Here is an 18,888-nt window from a genome sequence, read left to right as displayed (position 1 = left end):
GTCCGGAACGCTTAAAACTGTATAAAGCATTAAGATAAGTATGAAGAACAGAGCTTTTTTGTCGCAAGTGGATAGTAGCATTTCAAAGACAAACTTGAAAGAACATGCCCGGGCGGTATTCATTTTACACGATCAGTTGAACCTGGATGCTTGGCCAAGCTGGATTCGGGAAGAAAAACCGCTGCTTATCTTTTTGGAATCAGCGGAAAAAGGAAAGGAACTGCCTCACCACAAAAAGAAAGCAATCTATGTATTGAGCAGTATGCGTCATTTTGCCCTTGAGTGCGCAGAAGCAGGGTTCCCGGTTCATTATCACTCTACAAAAGCACATTTTGATGAGGGCTTAGATACGCTACTTTCTAAGAATCAGAATATGAAGCTGACTTACATGAAGCCATCAGAATGGGATATCAGAGAGCGACTTCAATCGGTTCGTGCTAAATTCATCGATCGGGTAAAGGAAATTCCCAATAACTTTTTTCTGGCTGACCCGGAGGAATACAAAGACCGTGTAAAGGATGGCTGGCTGATGGAATATTTCTATCGTGAAATGCGACGTAAAAGCGGATACCTGATGAACGGAGATCAGCCGGAGGGTGGCGAATGGAATTATGATGAGCAAAACAGAGAGAAGCTTCCCAAAGATCATCCCGTGCCGGAAATAGTGGAGACTGCACCCGACGCTGTTACTGAAGAGGTTATTGAGATGGTTGAAACCTGGTACGAAGAGAGTTTTGGCGAAAGTGATGACTTCAGCTATGCAGTTACCCGAAGACAGGCTTTGTATCGTTTAAATGAATTCATTGAAGAGCGGCTCGATGAATTTGGTCCGTATGAAGATGCTATGGTTCATGGAAATTATGAGCTTTTCCATTCTAAGTTATCAATGTACTTGAACAATGGATTGATACTTCCAAAAGAAGTGTGTGACAAAGCGGAGCAAGCCTACAAACAAGGCAAAGCAAGATTGAATTCGGTGGAAGGTTTTATTCGTCAGATCATTGGTTGGAGGGAATATGTGCGGGTGTATTATGAAGCCATGATGCCGGAAGTGCGGGAAACCAATCATTTCGGGTTCAACAACAAGCTTCCCGAAATGTACTGGACAGGTGAGACCAAAATGAACTGTATGAGTGAATGTCTTAAGCCGGTCATTGAAGAAGGTTATTCCCACCACATACCACGGCTGATGGTGCTTAGTAACTTTAGCAATCTTACTGAAACTGATCCGAGGGAACTGAACCGGTGGTTTCATTTGGCTTATATTGATGCCTATGAATGGGTGGTGCTGCCAAATGTATTGGGAATGTCCACTTTTGCAGATGGAGGGGTATTGGCATCAAAGCCTTATGTGAGTAGCGGGAATTACATTAATAAGATGAGTGATTACTGCAAGCATTGTAAGTATAAGATCAGCAAGAAAACCGGGGAAGATGCCTGTCCTTTTAATTATCTATACTGGAATTTTATTGACAAGCAGAGAGAGACCTTCACCAAAAACGGCAGGGCAAACTTTATGGTGAATATGTTTGATAAGAAGAGTGATGAGGATAAAAAGGAAATCATGGAATGTTCGGATAAGTTTATCAAGTCTTTGGGGCGTATGTGATTGTTTGCTTTAAATACAGAATTTCCTCTTATTCTGTAAAATAGAACTAAAAAATTGTTTTATGGAAAGAGAAACAAAACTCTTATTCGGGGGTATGGTCGTTGCTGCATTAGGCTTTTTTATCCCGCTTTATTTTGGAAAGATCTGGTTAGGTCTGTTTATCGCTTTGATCACCGGGGTGATATTTCTGGGAAGGATACTGAGCCTGAGTGAAAAAGAGTTTGAATCGAAATGGGCTTACCGAAGCACCTATGGATTGGTTGTTTTGGTTGTTCTATTTCATGCCATCGCTTTTGCCCATGATTATGGTAGAAAGGATTACCAAAAAGACCTTCTGCTGGAAATACGTAAGACAATTGATTCCGGGGCCACGCAGGCCGATGTCCGTGAAAAATTGATCTATGTGCTGGGAGAGTATCATCAGAACGACAGGGAATCCATAGTCACTACCTTTAAGGACCTGATGAATGAGCAAATAGGTGAAGATGGGATCTATTTATCAGATTTCGATCTCAGAAAGGCTGCCGGGGATAGCTCGATGGCCGATATTGATGAGGATAATCTGAATCATTTCTATGAAATTGATGAGGAAGCCGATGAAGTACGTGTGATCGTAGTAGCAGATGTCTCAATAGGATCCGATCCGGACTACGAAAATTACGATGGGCAAGTTGGTCGGTACGAAATGAATTTCACCTTAAACGAAGAAGGGGTCAGCTATGAAGTTCTCAATTAGAAGATTCAATGAGTGGCTTATACTTGTGATGGTTGTGATTTTGGTGCCGATGGCCTTTACTATGGTTCAGGATAGCTGGGATTTCCTTCCAGACAATATAAATTACCTGTTCAATATTCACCCAACTATCGTGATCATAGGGCTTGCTACCGTGGATGCCATCAATATATTTGGCGGGGGCGCTGCAGAGGGGTTTTCGATAAGCTGGAGAACGGCCTCAATATATTTCAACGTGGTGTTTTACTTGATGATCGGGCCCTACTTGTTTTATAGAGGTTTCAAGAGATCAAAATCGGACCCGGACAGGGCTAAGCCTTGGTATTGGTATTTAGGTGGGGCGATCTGTATTTGGGCTTTTATGATCATTCCGGTTGAAACAAACCACATACGTGTGTTTAATAACAACGATGTAATGTCGGAAAAAAGCAGAGAGAAAGATATGATGCGTTCTGAATTAGCAGAGGTTGGATTTGCTGCGGCTGAATATGGGATCCTTAAAGGTGATATAAATGATTCGTTCAAAATTGAGGATCTGAATCTGAAAGACCTGAAATATATTCATGCAATTGATAGCATTGCATCGGATTCATTAATGTTTATCACTGTAACCAATCCCGATCAACCCGATTATTCATTGACGATGGAGGTCAGGCCGTTCAATGAAGGTGTTCTTAGTATTCGGAATTAGTTATGACTCAAATTGGTTTGCAAACTCAGAATGCAGACCACTATGAAAAACATCAACAGCCTACGCAAATTTAAGCGAAACGATAAAGATCCTAACCTCGAAGGGGATTATATCCTGTATTGGATGCAGATCAACCGGCGCACTCAGTATAATTATGCCCTCGAATATGCGGTTGCTCTTGCCAATAAATACGATAAGCCCCTGCTGATCTACGAAAGCGTGATGGTGAATTATCCCTGGGCCAGCGATCGATTTCATGCGTTTTTGCTGGAAGGAATGAAGGAACATCTTGATAAATTAAAAGAAACGGGAGTTAACCATTACTGCTATGCGGAACGTGAGTCCGGCACGGTCAAGGAGTCATTTTATGAACTCGCCGGGAATGCGGTGACCGTGGTGGCTGATGAATATCCTGTTTACATCATCAGAGAAAACAATGAGAAAATGGCAGGTGAGATCGATGTTCCATACGTCTCCATCGACTCCAATGGCATCATTCCTCTAAAAGTAACCGACAAAGATCCATACTCCGCCTATCTTTTTCGTAAAGTGATGCAAGAGCATTTTCTGGAGGCCTATACCCATCCACCCAAAAAAGATCCGATAGACGATCTTGAAAATCATAATGTTGCCAGTTTACCCGGTGGATTTGAAGATAAATATCCACGGGCGGATAAAAATTTAGAGGATATCCCGGGATTTATTTCAGAATTGGATATTGATCACAACATTGGTATCACCGATTTGAGAGGAACCCGGCAGTATGCGTTGGGTAAACTTGGGGATTTCATTGCACACGGATTAAGTCGCTATGATGAGGAAAGGAATGATCCTGATGCCGATGCCGCAAGTGGATTGAGCCCATGGCTGCATTTTGGATTGATCAGTGAATACGAGATCGTGAAAGCTGTGTTGGATCATCAGCCGGAAGGTTGGGATCTGGATGATATCACCCCAAACAACGGGAAGAATTCAGGCTTTTTTAATGGTGATCCTAACGTGGAAAGTTTCCTGGATGAGGTGATAACCTGGCGTGAAGTTGGGTTTCATTTTGCACATCATCGACCCGATTACGATCAATTTGAAAGCCTACCGGATTGGGTGCATAAAACACTCAGCAAACATCAGGATGATGAGCGAGAGTGGATCTATGAGCTGGAAGAGTTTGCTCAATCCCAAACCCATGATGAGATCTGGAATGCGGCACAAACACAGCTTCGGGAAACCGGCATCATGCAAAATTATCTGCGAATGCTGTGGGGCAAGAAGATCATCGAATGGACGAAAGACTACCGAACGGCATTGGATTACATGATCGAGCTCAACAATCGGTATGCGTTGGATGGGCGGGATCCTAACAGCTATTCAGGTATTTTCTGGTGCTTCGGACGGTTCGATCGCGCCTGGCAGGAACGCCTGATCTATGGAAAACTGCGCTATATGACGAGTGAGTCAACCCGGAAAAAATTAAAGATGGATAGGTACCTGGAGAAATATGGGAGCCAGAAGTCGTTAATGGATTAAAACCATAAATAACATACACCGTAGGGGCAATTCATGAATTGCCCCTACGGTGTATTTGGGATTTTGGCCTTTCTGAATTCTGACTACTTCTTTCCCTTAAAACACATATCTTACATATACTTTAGAATCATCCCGAAATTCATTCATGGATCTCTTCGAAGAAAAACGATCAGCCGGCTTTTCTACCTCTTCTCAAAAAGATAATCCGCAATACAGCGAGCCATTGGCCACCCGAATGCGGCCGCAATCATTAGAGGAATTTGCGGGACAGGAGCACCTGGTTGGGGAAGGAAAGATGCTTCGACGAATGATCGAAAGTGGGGTGATCGGTTCACTGATTTTTTACGGTCCGCCGAGTTCGGGGAAAACCACGCTGGCACATGTCATATCGCGGGAGATCAAGGCACAGTTTGAAGTGATCAATGCAGTACTGGATGGGATCAAAGAGCTGCGGAATGTGGTTGACAAGGCCGAAAAGCTACGTAAACTCAACGGTCGAAAAACTATCCTCTTTGTGGATGAAATTCACCGCTGGAATAAAGCTCAGCAGGATGCTCTATTACCACATTTGGAATCAGGCATCATCACATTAGTTGGAGCCACCACAGAAAATCCATTTTACTCGCTGGTAAATCCGTTATTATCACGATGTCAGTTGTTTGAGCTTCACCCCTTAACGATGGATGAAGTGAGGCTAATGCTGAATCGGGCTCTGAAGGATGAGGAAAACGGATTGGGTGATAAACAAATTGAAGTAACCGAAGAGGCCTTCAATCACCTTGCAGAAATGGCCGGCGGGGATATCCGAAATGCTTTGAATGCCCTTGAGGTAGCTGTGCTTTCCAGTGAGCCGGATAATGATGGAAATATCACCATCGATTTAGATGTGGCCAAAGAAAGCATTCAGCGCCGAAATGTTCGCTATGACCGAACCGGAGATGAGCACTATCACTACGCCTCCGCTTTCATAAAGTCGATGCGGGGTTCCGATCCGGATGCGGCTTTGTACTGGATGAACGCCATGCTGGAAGGGGGTGATGATCCGATCTTTATTTTCCGGCGCATGCTTATTTTTGCCAGCGAGGATGTTGGATTGGCCGAACCGAATGCCATCACCATGGTGAATGCCTGTCAGGATGCCTTCACTAAATGCGGAATGCCGGAAGGTATGTACTTTTTGTCACACGCCTGTTTGTATTTGAGTCAGTGTCCGAAAAGCAACAGCACCAAAGCTATTTTTGAAGTAAATCGGGAAATCAGTGAACGGGGGGTGAAGGAGATTCCACCTTACCTGAAAGATAAAACAGCCAACAAGCTGGAATCGAAACATCTTGGGGTAGAGAATGCTTCCGATGATTATAAATACCCGCATGATCATCCGAACAACTGGGTAGATCAGCAGTATTTACCGGATGCTCTAAAGAATAAGCGGTGGTATGAAGCGGGAACTCAGGGACGGGAAGCCTTGCTGTGGAAAAAGTGGCAGGAGATAAAGGGGAGTGGGAAGGATTCAAACTCCAAGTGATCAAGTGACAAAATTAATTCTAAAAATGCTGCTAGTGCAAGTGTCCGATTGTATGGGGTTAGATTTTTGAATAGTGGCTTTAATTTAAAATGGTCCAAGCGGACGCTTGAGCCAGATTGTTTGAAATGGGTCATCCTCATTCCATTCATGTTGCGTCGGAACGAATAGAATGAGCTAAAGTACTTCTTCCATCACTTTCTCATGTAATCTCAGATCCTCTTCGCTATACAATACAAACCTGATCTCTTTCACAGTTTTCAATTCAGGAAGTAGATCTTTGATGGTCGAAAAAGCAATTTTAGCAGCCTTTTGCATCGGGTACCCAAATACTCCGGTTGAAATGGCCGGAAAAGCGATGGAACGGACCGAATTCTCTTCTGCCAGTATCAGTGCATTGCAATAGCAGTTTGCCAGTAGTTTATCTTCCGGTTTATCCTGACCGTAAACCGGACCTAAACAGTGGATCACATAGTCATTGGGTAAATTATGTGCACCGGAAATAACGGCATTTCCCGGTCTGATAGGTGCCAAGGGCCGACATTCTTCTGCAAGACCGGGTCCGGCCGCACGATGGATAGCTCCTGCCACTCCGCCACCGGTGCGAAGCTGGGCGTTTGTTGCATTCACAATAGCGGAAATATCTTCCTGATTTGAGATATCACCTTGTACGCATTCGATATTTATGTTCTGAATCGTTTTCATACAATTTACAGGTGCATTTGATCTAAGGTAACGGTTAATACCCGCATTGATATGATCACAGACTATTCAGCAGATTCCCTCTTGTTCCTTTTTCTCCAAAAATAGTATCCGATCAGTATTAGTATTGGCATCCCAATCACCAGAAAATAATCAAATGGCGTACTGAGGGTTAGAGGTTCATTATTGGAAGGGTTAGGTACATTTCGGGGGATCTGAAGAAGTATAGTAAGCAGGAAAGTGTAGCTTTGACTAAAAATGAATGACATCATAAGCATATGGTCAAATTGAAATTACCTGTTGATCTGTTCGGATATATAACAAAAAAGAAGGCATTAAAATTTAAAGAATTCACAAAAATTGAAATGTGAATCATTTATGATGTTCGGCAAGAGCCCGGAATCCAGAAAATAAAACAGGCGAAGAGGATCAAGTCTTCGCCTGTTGTTTTGGAGTTATCGATACCATCAGATAAAAGCAGCCTAACCAACTTTCTGAATGGCATCGATTGGAATAAATCGGTTTAGAGAACTTTAATTCTTCCAGGTAATTAAATCTCATTCAAAATATAGGCAAAGCACATTAATAATTAAATTAATTATGCAAAAATACGTATTAATTTATGTGTTTATCATAAAAGCGCTTTCATAAATAAAAAATAGAAAAAGAACCTGTCTGGAATGATTCTGCGTAAGAATTGGTATTTTTGACCAAATAACAAAACAGAATTAAATATTAGATGGATTTAAAAGTAATTAGCAGCACTGACCGACCAAATTCAAATGCCCTGAAGGTATCAAACTATGTAAAGACCTTGTATGAACAAGAGGGGGCTGATGTTGAGGTCATAAGCCTGGAAGATTTTCCCCTGGCTGAGGTGGCCGGTGGTAAATATGGCAAGGAGATTCCCGAAGTAAAGGCATTCAGAGATCCCATCATCAATGCCGATGGGTTGATCTTTGTCATTCCGGAGTATAACGGAAGCTTTCCGGGTATTCTGAAGATGTTTATTGATTATCTGCCATTTCCCAAAGCGTTTGAAAAGATGCCTATGGCTTTTATCGGGGAAGCGGATGGTGCATTCGGAGCTTTACGTTCTGTTGAGCAGTTTCAGATGATCGCCAACTACCGAAACGCCCTACAGTTTCCGGAACGGGTATTCATTGCCAGAGTGAATAAGGAATTCGATGAAATGTCCGGAATAAAAGATGAATTTACGCAAGGATTGCTGGAATCACAGGTGCGTAATTTCGTTAAGTTTGTGGAAGCATCTACTGAGAAAGAAATGGATCAGTTGGTTTGAATCTAGCTCTGATGCAGTGCAAACCCATTAGTTGTTTCGGAGCATATATCCGACACCATGCAGGGTGATCAGATAACGTGGGTCGTCGGGGTGAACCTCGATCTTTGCTCTCAATTTTGATATATGTACATCAACCGTACGGGTGTTGGTACTGAATTCGTACCGCCACACCTTTTCAAGAAGTTCATCCCGTGATACCGGCTCGTTCGAACTTTTGAGAAGGTATCGGATCAACTCTACTTCTCTTGAGGTCAGTTCCACTTCCTCACCGTCTGGGCGATAGACCATGCCTTCCATAAGGTCGATCTTTACATCACCAAGATTTAAGATATCAACCTCGCCGGAAGTTGAGTAGGTGCCCGCACGTCGGAGTCGGGCTTCGATGCGCGCCAGTAGTTCTTTTACACCAAAAGGCTTGGTCAGGTAATCATCGGCTCCAAGGCTGAGCCCCTTCACCTTGTCAGGTTCCTGATCTTTTGCGGTAAGCATAATGACGGGAAAAGTGTATTTCTCCTTACGCAGTTCTTCCATGATATCGTAACCGCTTTTGCCGGGGAGCATGATATCTAGCAGCATCAGATCCGGCTTGTGTTCCTTCACCATTTCGATGGCCTGGGTACCTTCTTCACTGACTACAACATCATAACCCTCGCTTTCAAGAGTGTCACGAAGGGTGAAAATAAGACTGGGCTCGTCTTCTACTACAAGAATTTTCATGCGCTTATCCGACATATTCAGTGTGCTATTTTAAATTATCATTATGATCTAAGGAAGTATGAGACTGACCACTATCCTGACTTAATTTAGGAAATCTGACAATAAATGTTGTCCCCTCACCGGGATTACTTTTTACTTCAATGCTTCCCTTGTTAAGATCAACCATATTCTTCACAATACTTAGCCCTAATCCATGGCCCTTTATTTTAGAGCTGGTTGTATCTGAGTTCTCAACCCGATAAAACTTTTTGAATATATTTTTCTGCTCCTTCTTTGGGATACCGATTCCATGATCAGTAATACTCATATAAACATGTTTATTATCAGAGGAGACTTGATACTCTATGATTTTTTCATCCCGGCTGTATTTGATCGCATTTTCAGTGAGGTTGCTAATGATGGTTTCAATATGGTCTTTATCTACCAGGCAAAGGGTATTTTCGTGATCGGAGGTGAATTTAACCTCAAACCCTTTCTTTTCAACATAAGCTCTGTTTTCCTCCAGATAGGATGTCATCAGATCATGTAAACTGTAGGGGGCAGCTTTGGCGAGATTTTGCCCTGAGTCGACCCGGGCAACATCCAATAGCTTTTCGATCATGCCTTTTAATCGGATAGATTCATTGTAAATGTGATCTCCGTACTGCTTCAAGCGTTTTGGTTCGGTAACCCTGCCATCCGAGATATTTTCGCCGGCAGCCTGCATGACGGCCAGGGGAGTTTTAAGTTCATGCGTCACATTTGCCAGAAAATTTGCCTGAGTTTGTGCCAATCTTCTTTCCCTTTGAGCCGTGACGAACATGAAAATAAGTGAACCTGTAAGAAACAGCATGGCAAAACCCAATACAAAGAGGTTCTTCACCAATGTGGCATTATAAGCGGCAGAGACGGGCGACTCAAGAAATGCCAGGTTTAGCGTCCAGTTATCAAAAAATCCGGATCCTGAAAAACGCATCCGATGATCGACGATATCGAAATTAAACTCAACAGAGGGGTCATTGGTTGCCAGTATCTCATCATTTGTCCAGTCTCTAATCCAAACGGCAACGCCCGATTCTTCACTGTTGCCGAAATAATTTTTGAGGTAGGGAGGAAAGACCTCTTCGATGATATACTGTTCATTCAGGATCAGGGTGAGGATCCCGATCAAACTGTTCTCATTCAGATTGATCAATCCCAGGTTCAGGCTTCTGTGAGTATCGAATTCAAAATTGTTATTCCAGCGATAGTTGAAATCATTCAGTTGGATCTTGGTTTTAGTGCGGGCAATACCCACTCCGTCACATACCAGTTTAGGGTACTGATCAGTCGGTACGATCTGATTGTTGACAGGATCGTAGCGGTAAACCTGTGAGCCTTCGGTGCAGGGATCTGTGCCATCCGGAGTGAAGTAAATATCTTTAAAAAATGGGCTGGCGGCAGATCGCATCAATACTTCGTTGATGTTATCAGGTAACTGACCGGAATGCTGTATTGAATTTTCGATGGTCTCAAGTTCTATGGAAGAAATGCCCCTGAGCGGATCAATGATCTGATTGCGTATGGTGTCATTGATCTCATCAAGCTGATCGACTCTGCGTTCTTCCTCTCCTTCAACCATTCGGGATCTGAGATCATAAAGGGAAAGTACATTCATGGTAGTGAGGGCTATGATGGCAAATAAGCCGATCATTAAAAGTGCCCATCGAAATGCCCTGTTTCCTAAAATTTTCATGTGTCTTGTCATTTGAATCAGATAACCTGAGGTAAATATACCGAGTTAGTGCAATGAATGAACTCAAATTTGGTAAAAGCTACAGCATAAAAAAACCCTTCTGATCAAGAGAAGGGTTCACATTCAAACCTTAAGAGGTATGTCAGGCTATTTTTCTATTTTGTCGATATTTCTCTCGATTGACTCCTTCAGGTCGTTGAATTCAATTGGTTTTACCAGGTAATCAAGATAATTGGTTTCCTTGGCTCTCTGCACGTGGTGAGGGTCTGAGTTTCCGGTAATATAAATAACCGGCACATCCGAGAATTTACGGATCTCTTCCATAGCGGTAATACCGTCTATTTCACCTTCAAGCGAGATATCCATTAAAATAAGGTCAGGTTTGATCTTTTGGGCAACTTCAATGGCGGTTTTACCATAAACGAGTTCCCCTTCAGCATCGTAACCCAGTTTTTCCAAATAGCTCTCATACAGAAGATTCAGAATTAGATCGTCTTCCACGATCATCACTGTTTTATTCTGTTTGTTATCCATCTTATTCGATTAATTCAAAAGCTGTAAACATTGTAATCCCTAATAATAACATGAAAAGATATTAAAGGAAATTTTGAAGGAATAAAAATCCTTGAAAATTTAAAGCTTATACAGTAAAGGGTAAGCTAAAGAAAATATGAAGCAAAAAAATAGCCTGCTAAACCATTTAATTTAGCAGGCTAAGTACCGCTGATCGGACTCGAACCGATACGGGCATTTTAATACCCATTGGATTTTAAGTCCAACGTGTCTACCAATTCCACCACAGCGGCTAATTTTGTAATTACCTGTTTTTACGTTACTTAAGCGGTGTATTTTCGAGTATAAATACGTCCTCGCTCGTACTACTTTTGCCCCCAATTTTGCCCCGTTTGGTAACAAAATGGTAACAAAAGCTCAGATATTACGCTCTGTCATTATGTTTGTGAACATCTCTTTTCAGAGAGCCACAAATATAAGGGATTACGAACTACTTCTACAAAGTAAATTGGATATAATTTGCGGTAATTCTTACCCTTCGCCGAATTTTTAATCCAATACATTTTATGAGTCGTAAAGGCAGTGCAGATATTTCGGAAAAACTTAGAAAAGTTAATATCCACAAATTTAGGTTCGCTAAGTTTTTACGCTACCTAAAAGATGCAAATGCGGAAATAAAAACGGTAAGCCCATTAAACGGTGAAACCATTGTATATAAAAGTAATGCCTCAAAAAATGAATCAACACTTGAAAACTTAGTTTCAGATGCCTTAGGAGTTAAAGATGGGTACGCCAGGGATTTGGTGTCACGGAAGTTGAGTATGGATGACAAGCATTACAACAAAGAGCGCTTAAGTGGTTTAGGAGATATACTCAATGATATTGTGGTTCAAAAACAAGATAGTCAAGATGAGGTGAGTGACCCTGTAATGGTTCCCATAAGAGAGGTATCGTATAAATACTACAGAAGGAAAGGCTACAAAAAGTATCCTAATCAAAATCTATCTGAGATTTCATCACTATGGTTAACAGAGCGAAATAAAAAACGAGAGTTTACGGTCAGGCCAAAACTTAAGCATTTACTTCAAAGACATATTGATACACTAATTTCTGGATTCGTAAGTGAGAATGATATAATTAGTCGAGTTGCTGGAGTACATTTTGTGGAGTTTCCGATATTTGAAGAGTCCATAAAACAGCTCAAGGAATTCCTAAACGATAAAAGTAGAGTTACTAAGGAAAATGAAGCTCATTTTGAGTTAAAAAGTGAGCTTCTGAAATTGACCAGAGTTTATAATGAAGTGCTTGATCGCCACGATGTTCAGAATAGTATCATACCTTATTACAGAGATTTTGCCATCCTTTCTTTTGATGAGCAAATGGGACTCAGTATCGAACAATTTTTTAAGTATTCAAGAAAAGAACTGGTAGAAGACCCTGAATTAATAACTTTGAGAAAAGTAATCTATTACCGGTATGAAATACTTCAATTGCTATCGAGTAATGATCAGGACGTTAGTGATTGGCCTGTTAGGTTCCAGGCACTACTAATGCTTTGCAACTTTGAGTTAGAGGGAGCACATGCCCTACTAAATGAGGTAATTGAAGAAGAGCTCAATAGTCTTCGATTTACCATAGTTACAAACAATGTCTACAATGATCATAGGGTGCAGAAAGATGATTTAACATTGGATAGCCTCATAGAGGTGCTTTCAGATTACAATATCAATAAACCGCTTAACGAAGTGTTTCAGCTTAGGGACAATCACATACTTACCTCAGCTATTCAAAAGTACCCTGAGAAATATGCCGTAAATTACAATTACACCAGTAGAGAAGTTCATCAAAAATTAGTGCTAATCTTAAAAGAGTATTTAAGACAAAAATTATTTGAAGGTTTACGTATTACTGAAAAGATCTGTCCAATACACCAAGAGAGCCGTTTCTTTATATAATTAAATGTGTGGATCTAACAATGTTCTTAGCTCCACAGTTTTAGACACCTGTTTCGAGATCTTCAAATTGAGATGGCCGGACGAGCTATCCAATTTGTTAATACTAACTCTTAAATCTCGAAATAATGGATATAAAACATTATCTCACTTCTGGAGAGGCTGTAGAATTTCTCTCCCAACAGTTAAAACAAGAGGTATCCTACTACGACTTGGATAACCTTATAAGATCAAACGCCATTCAAGCCCCGGAAAAAATTGCGGGCCGTAGGGTTTGGACGCATGATAACTTAAAAGATGCGGTAAGAGTGCTTCGAATCCGTCGTGCAAAAAGACCTGTGTTGACAGAAGAACGCAGAATAAACAAGATGGAGGGGTAAGACATGGACGATTTACTTAAAAAGTTACAAAGCATGCCTTCGGGTACTCTTCGTAAGTATTTGGAGACAAACTTTGATTCCTCTTCAGAGGGAAAATTATGGGCTAATCATCCTATGTTGTTTATGAATCAACCCATAAAGAAAAGGCTACGGCTTTGCCTCAATCCATTTAGCTATGGTTTACCTGTTTGTAAACTTAAGATGCTATCTCAATCAGATATTCTTCTTGAAGAGATCAAACAAATAATTGATGAGGATTTAAATGAGCTTTTACCTTCGTTATACGAGAAGGTAGTATCCTATTTCAAAGCAGAACTCACAGATCCAAATTATCCAGCATTAGTGTTGATCTCTGAAAATCATGCTAAGCTAATTTTCGGAGTGCAATCTGCTAGACTGCAACTTTACCGTAAAGCTGGATTATTAAAGTTCGCCAAGCTTGAAGGCTCCTATTGCTATCCCTGGACCCAACTTAAAGGGCTATTCGGCTAATCCACTAAACCCAATCAAAATTAAAACGGCAGCAAGACCTTACTCTGGCTGCCATCATTCAAAAATCATTATTAATGATCATGGAAAAAGTATACCCAGAAAATACAAATTATAGTCACAAAACTGACCTAAAAGAAGCCATTTACTATCTTCCACTCGAGTTCGGCCACCAAACGCTATACAAATCGCTTCGAGCGGTCTATGGTGAAGAAGACGGGAAAGACTTAGCGGTGGAATGGTTTGCGAAAGCCAAGATAGCACTTCCATCTACCTTCGATAATGACTGGGAGGAGGCTATTTTACCACCTTACCAGAAGCAAAACTTGGACGACTATCTAAGTAAACACCTGTATGCCGTAGCCCGGGAATCTGGGTGGGCGCCTAAAGCGTTTCGCAAAGGCAAAAACACCAAGAAACCACCCCGAAAGCGTAACATTAAAGAGGTCGGAGTGCGACTCAAATCCAGCGAAAAACTGGAAGAAGGTTTAACCAAAGCAAAAGAATCTGGTCTTCCGGAATCGAACCGCTCCTATATTTCTCCTCATATCACCAATATGGATGGAGCCTGCTACTTTCACCCTTACATGAAAAAGCATGATGTCCCGGAGCAACGAGACGACTACCTCGATCTGCTCGAAAAGATCGTGGACTGTGAGGTGATCGTGGAAGAGGCTATCGAAATCCTGTTAGAACGACCCGGCCAGCAGGTGGAGGACAAAGAGGTTCGGTACAAACTTCGTCTAACCAACCGAAAAGATAAAGACGTCATCACAGTGGCCAGCTTTGAAGAGCTGACGACCATGGCTCACTTTTCCTCTTTTCTGGTGTCCAAAGGGTTCGTCAAGTTTATTGGCAATAGCGAGCGCTTTGACCAGTTCCACTCCTTTCTTATCAACGAGCAGGAGTACCAGACGGTTAAAAAACTCACCAGTTGGGGCGAGTATAAACCCGGACAGTTCTTGTTTGAGAATGGTTTGTTTGACGTTAACCGAGGGCTGTACTATCCCGCCGACGAACAAAACCGCATCGAGAAGGGCCATCACATGCTGTCTTGCCCGACAGGGAGCGACTTAATACGCCCGCCCCGGCTTTCGGTGCCGGAGGATATGGAGGAATCCGCTCGCTTTTTAGCCGAAAAGTTTAACCTTTGGGAGTCTTTTAATGGTCGCCTCAATGTTCGTGTGACCTTAGGCTATGCGGTAGCCTGCCTATTTAGTCGCCATATCGTAGAGAAAGAAGGTGGATTTCCACTTCTGTTTAAGTTTGGCGAACGTGGAACCGGAAAAAGCTCAAGTATGGACTGGTTTATGTCCCTGTTTGGCTACCAGAGTGGAAATCGGCAGTCGGTCTCCAAACAAAACACCATCAAAGGGCTCATACGAAACATGACACTGCCAACCTGCTTTCCCTTTTTCCTCGATGATTACCGTAATCACGAAACCAATAATCAGGTTCCGGATCTAACCAGCCCGATCCTGAACTGGTATCACCGCATTGGAACGTCGATGGCGAAGAAAAGTACGGACAATCAAACCATTGACACCCGCATGAAAGCCAGTGTAGTGATGACAGGGAACGACAAGCCGTTTGATCCAGCCGTACTCAGCCGGCTTATCATACTAAACTATAAGAAGTTCCTGACGGGCGGTGACCTGGAGAAAGTCCCGGAGGTAGCCCAGCATACACACCGCTTCTCCGAGTTCACCTACTTAATCCTGAGTTCGTATGACGAAATGAAGGGGCACTACATGGATTTTCTGGAGGGCAACAAGAAAGCGTTAGCTGATAAAGGCTTTCAGGGCCGGACGGTTAATAACTGGGCGTACGTAATGGCCGGAATACAGTGTGTTCCGTACATTTTAGGCGACCTTGGCCATTGGCAGGATGAATTTGAAGCTCTTAAAAGCGAAATTCACGAAGCCATCCGCAAAGAGATCGTCCACCAGAAGGAACACAACCCGCTCCATGAGTTTTTTCAGGCGCTGGAGTACTACGCCACGCAAAAGATCGACTCCGGCTCGGAGTACAACCGAAGATTTAAGGTGCTGGATCATCGCCATTTTCGGTATAAGGCGTTCAAGGAGTTTGAGACGGGCGGCTCGATCTACAAAGGGGAAGTGTTATACCTTAACTTGCCTGGCCTGTGGCCGGTCCTCAGAGACCTCAACGCAGAGGTAACCAAACAGACGACCCTGCCAAGTATAACTGACCGGTTAGAGCAGAGCTCGTACTTTTTGGCCCGGAGTGAACAGATCTTACTTACCAAGGACATAGATGAGCCTGGTAAGGAGAGCAACAGGCGCAGCCTGGTCCTTAATGTCAGACAATTAAAAGAAAAGGAGGTACTTGAGGAGCTCATAGAGAAGGCTAAGGAGTATGAGCTGCAGCGTCCGGCCCGGTTAGGCGGATAATGATAACACATTCAGCCCTTGGTAGTGCTAAAGTGCTATAAAATGGGCTGAATGTGCCTTTATCAACCCCTAAACCCATATTTCGTCTAACAAAACAACTGCTTAACACTGCTAAAGAGTGCTTAAACCTGCTCAAAATCTTAGAGCATTTAAGCACTCTTTTTTAATATCTGCTAAGACAAACATGCCTTTCTAAGCCCTGCTAACTGCTTTTTACTACTATTCATCACCATTAAGCAGCTTAGCAGCAAAAAAGTATATCATTTTTTGAGGGGAGCGATTGATACCCTTAGCGTATTACATGACAACTAAGAGAAGGATTTACAGCTCACCACTATTTTCATTACCCACGCAGTACTTATCAATAATGATATAATTCAATAATTCAATAAATATATAATTATATATGGGTAGAGATTTGCACGACTCTGAGTGTGTCAAGTCATCAGAATAGCGTTCAACAGCAGGCCATTCGATTCCAGATTAGTAGCAGTTTGCATAACCAAATTGGTTCTCTTTGCAGCTTACCAGCCTTCTATTGGTAACAATGAGCCCACATAGTAGCCAGAATGTCTGACTTTTTAGAGGGTAGTAATTGATACCCTGAGGATAACAGAACCTAAGGTTGGAGGTATTAATAGTTAGATTCTATAGTTCGTTATACCATTTTCGGAGCCGCCATGTGTTGCTATCCACAAATTAAGATCACAACACTATATAATTCAATAATTATATAATTATATAAGGGTAGAGACTTGCACGGCTCTGGTTGCTTCACCTCGTCTGGGTAGCGTTCAACCGTCAACAATTCAGATACAGATAAACAGTAGTTTTGTATAGCTAACGGCCTCTCATATTCAGATTGTCAGTCGTCTATTGCAACAATGACCCTACGCAATAGCCAGAATGTCTGACTTTTAGATAGTGGTGACTGATGCAGGGAGGGTAACAAAACCCAAGATAGACAGGCATTAGAAGTCAAAACCTTAAGATTGTAATACCAAATACCGCATCAAGATTTGTTGAAATCAACAAAACAACAATTCAACAAACCATCACCTACAAAAATACAGACCGGAACCTACAATTATATAATTGTACATAAATACAAAAATACAATGGGGTGTTATCTGTCCATTTGCATAACTTTTGATCTATTGCAGGTTAAAAGAGCAGGGGGCACCTTGCTTTAGATGATGGGTTTGTTAGTAAAACGGGCACGGGAATGAAGGCAGGTATAAAGCAATTTGTCTGACAATATGTGGCAATTGTGGCTATAATGTCCTCATTATCTACCATTTCTATTGGGGGAAGCTTAATTGCCTTGATAAGATTGCATTACTAGGGAGTGTTCATTAAAGTGTGTCAGGGGTTAAAAATCTATCTTCAAAGTAATCTACTAAATCCCGACGAACCGAGGACCATCCAAACATAGCTCCACTCCATTTGGTTTGGGCGTTTATCGTGGCCAGGTAGATTTGTTTAACAATAGCATTCTCGCAGCTGAATGCTCCTTTGGTCTTGGTTACTTTACGAACCATTCGGTGATAACTTTCAATTGGGTTATTGGTATAAATAACCCTGCGTAGTGCCGGTGGATACTTATAAAAATTAGTCAGCCGATCCCAGTTATTATGCCAGCTGCGAAAGATGACCTTGTATTTTGCTCCCCAGGTTTGTTCGGCCTGCTCCAGATACTGCTTTGCCGCTGATTCATTCAGGGCTGTATACACTTTCCTCAAATCCCGGCTTACCGCCTTATAGTCTTTGTAGTTGACATACTTGAGACTGTTACGCATTTGATGCACCAGGCATAACTGCACATCGGTGTGCGGGAACAGGTCCTCAATAGCTTCGGCGAAGCCAGACAAGTTGTCGATGCAGGCCACAAAGATGTCTTCCACACCCCGGGTTTGTAATTCGTGGAGTACGCTGCGCCAGAAACTAGCCGATTCAATATCTCCAAAGTAAATCCCCAGCACCTGCTTGACCCCTTCGGTGTTTACTGCCAGTACTGAGTACACGGCTTTGGATATGACTTTTCCGTGCTCGCGTACTTTAAAATGCATCGCATCCAGCCACATGACCGGATAGACCGAATCCAAGGGCCGGGACTGCCAGTCCAGGATCTCCGGCAGAATCCGGTCGGTGATCGCACTGAGCGTGCCTGTACTTACCTCTACGCCGTACATATCGCTCAGATGAGCCTGAATATCCCGGTAACTCATGCCCCGGCTGTAGAGCGAGAGAATCTTGGTATCCACATCACTGGTAAGCCGCCGCTGACGCTTGGGGAGTGTTTGTGGGGAAAAACTGCCATCGCGGTCACGGGGAGTAAAAATCTCAAATCCTCCCAACGAGCTTTGCACATTCTTGCTTCCACGGCCATTACGGCGATTGGAGCTCGTGCCCTTCTCCTGTTCCAGATGAGCATCCATCTCACCTTCCAGACTCGCTTCTATCACGCGTTTGAGCAGGGGCGTGAATACCCCGTTCTGACCCGTTAAGGGCTTTCCCTGGGTTAATTGCTCCGATAACTGTTTTACCAAAGCATCCAGGTGTTTGTTGTTTTTTGTAGGTTCCATGTGTCTAAGTTAGTTATGACACACTTAATTGAACAGTCTC

At 42.6% G+C, this 18,888-nt stretch carries 15 protein-coding genes and 1 tRNA gene; 10 read left to right on the top strand and 6 right to left on the bottom strand.

Annotated elements, in window-relative coordinates:
* Positions 1-40 precede the first annotated feature (40 nt).
* The 5 genes from C3B73_RS04795 to C3B73_RS04775 all read left to right on the top strand — a co-directional run bounded on the left by C3B73_RS04795 (position 41) and on the right by C3B73_RS04775 (position 6,082).
* Positions 41-1,609 (top strand): cryptochrome/photolyase family protein, encoded by a 1,569-nt coding sequence (locus tag C3B73_RS04795; protein ID WP_103664491.1) that lies wholly within the window; start codon positions 41-43, stop codon positions 1,607-1,609.
* Positions 1,610-1,670: 61 nt separating this feature from the next.
* Complete coding sequence (locus C3B73_RS04790; RefSeq protein ID WP_103664490.1) at positions 1,671-2,345, top strand: hypothetical protein; 675 nt, start codon at positions 1,671-1,673, stop codon at positions 2,343-2,345.
* Positions 2,329-3,033 (top strand): hypothetical protein, encoded by a 705-nt coding sequence (locus C3B73_RS04785; protein WP_103664489.1) that lies wholly within the window; start codon positions 2,329-2,331, stop codon positions 3,031-3,033. The genes C3B73_RS04790 and C3B73_RS04785 overlap by 17 nt, the downstream gene beginning before the upstream one ends.
* A 42-nt stretch (positions 3,034-3,075) precedes the next feature.
* Complete coding sequence (locus C3B73_RS04780) at positions 3,076-4,557, top strand: hypothetical protein (protein ID WP_232803007.1); 1,482 nt, start codon at positions 3,076-3,078, stop codon at positions 4,555-4,557.
* Positions 4,558-4,702: 145 nt separating this feature from the next.
* Entirely contained in the window at positions 4,703-6,082 is a 1,380-nt protein-coding gene (locus C3B73_RS04775) for a replication-associated recombination protein A (RefSeq protein ID WP_103664487.1), read from the top strand.
* Positions 6,083-6,256: 174 nt separating this feature from the next.
* On the opposite strand, the gene C3B73_RS04770 is transcribed toward C3B73_RS04775, so the two are convergent.
* A complete protein-coding gene (locus C3B73_RS04770; RefSeq protein WP_103664486.1) occupies positions 6,257-6,784 on the bottom strand; it encodes a macro domain-containing protein in 528 nt (175 codons plus the stop codon).
* A gap of 736 nt (positions 6,785-7,520) precedes the next feature.
* Between C3B73_RS04770 and C3B73_RS04760 the strand changes: the two genes are divergently transcribed.
* Positions 7,521-8,084, top strand: coding sequence for an NADPH-dependent FMN reductase (locus C3B73_RS04760; RefSeq protein ID WP_103664485.1), 564 nt, complete (start codon positions 7,521-7,523; stop codon positions 8,082-8,084).
* A 27-nt stretch (positions 8,085-8,111) separates the two neighbouring features.
* On the opposite strand, the gene C3B73_RS04755 is transcribed toward C3B73_RS04760, so the two are convergent.
* The 4 genes from C3B73_RS04755 to C3B73_RS04740 all read right to left on the bottom strand — a co-directional run bounded on the left by C3B73_RS04755 (position 8,112) and on the right by C3B73_RS04740 (position 11,321).
* Entirely contained in the window at positions 8,112-8,801 is a 690-nt protein-coding gene (locus C3B73_RS04755; protein ID WP_232803006.1) for a response regulator transcription factor, read from the bottom strand.
* Positions 8,802-8,826: 25 nt separating this feature from the next.
* Positions 8,827-10,515 carry an ATP-binding protein gene (locus tag C3B73_RS04750; RefSeq protein ID WP_103664483.1) on the bottom strand — a complete coding sequence of 563 codons (1,689 nt, stop codon included), beginning with the start codon at positions 10,513-10,515 and terminating at the stop codon, positions 8,827-8,829.
* A 147-nt stretch (positions 10,516-10,662) separates the two neighbouring features.
* Positions 10,663-11,049, bottom strand: a complete 387-nt coding sequence (locus C3B73_RS04745) for a response regulator (protein ID WP_232803005.1) — start codon at positions 11,047-11,049, stop codon at positions 10,663-10,665.
* A 184-nt stretch (positions 11,050-11,233) separates the two neighbouring features.
* A tRNA-Leu gene (locus C3B73_RS04740) sits at positions 11,234-11,321 on the bottom strand.
* A gap of 273 nt (positions 11,322-11,594) precedes the next feature.
* Between C3B73_RS04740 and C3B73_RS04735 the strand changes: the two genes are divergently transcribed.
* The 4 genes from C3B73_RS04735 to C3B73_RS04720 all read left to right on the top strand — a co-directional run bounded on the left by C3B73_RS04735 (position 11,595) and on the right by C3B73_RS04720 (position 16,263).
* Positions 11,595-12,983, top strand: a complete 1,389-nt coding sequence (locus C3B73_RS04735; RefSeq protein ID WP_103664482.1) for a hypothetical protein — start codon at positions 11,595-11,597, stop codon at positions 12,981-12,983.
* A 125-nt stretch (positions 12,984-13,108) separates the two neighbouring features.
* Positions 13,109-13,360, top strand: coding sequence for a hypothetical protein (locus tag C3B73_RS04730; protein WP_103664481.1), 252 nt, complete (start codon positions 13,109-13,111; stop codon positions 13,358-13,360).
* 3 nt (positions 13,361-13,363) lie between these two features.
* Complete coding sequence (locus tag C3B73_RS04725; RefSeq protein WP_103664480.1) at positions 13,364-13,852, top strand: hypothetical protein; 489 nt, start codon at positions 13,364-13,366, stop codon at positions 13,850-13,852.
* 80 nt (positions 13,853-13,932) lie between these two features.
* On the top strand, positions 13,933-16,263 hold the full coding sequence (locus C3B73_RS04720; protein ID WP_157939430.1) for a hypothetical protein: 2,331 nt from the start codon (positions 13,933-13,935) through the stop codon (positions 16,261-16,263).
* Positions 16,264-17,618: 1,355 nt separating this feature from the next.
* On the opposite strand, the gene C3B73_RS04715 is transcribed toward C3B73_RS04720, so the two are convergent.
* Positions 17,619-18,848, bottom strand: coding sequence for an IS256 family transposase (locus tag C3B73_RS04715; RefSeq protein WP_103664478.1), 1,230 nt, complete (start codon positions 18,846-18,848; stop codon positions 17,619-17,621).
* Positions 18,849-18,888 lie beyond the last annotated feature (40 nt).

The sequence above is a fragment of the Gracilimonas amylolytica genome (genome assembly GCF_002911695.1).
Taxonomy (GTDB): Bacteria; Bacteroidota; Rhodothermia; order Balneolales; family Balneolaceae; genus Gracilimonas; species Gracilimonas amylolytica.
This window is presented reverse-complemented; position numbering and strand designations above follow the sequence as displayed.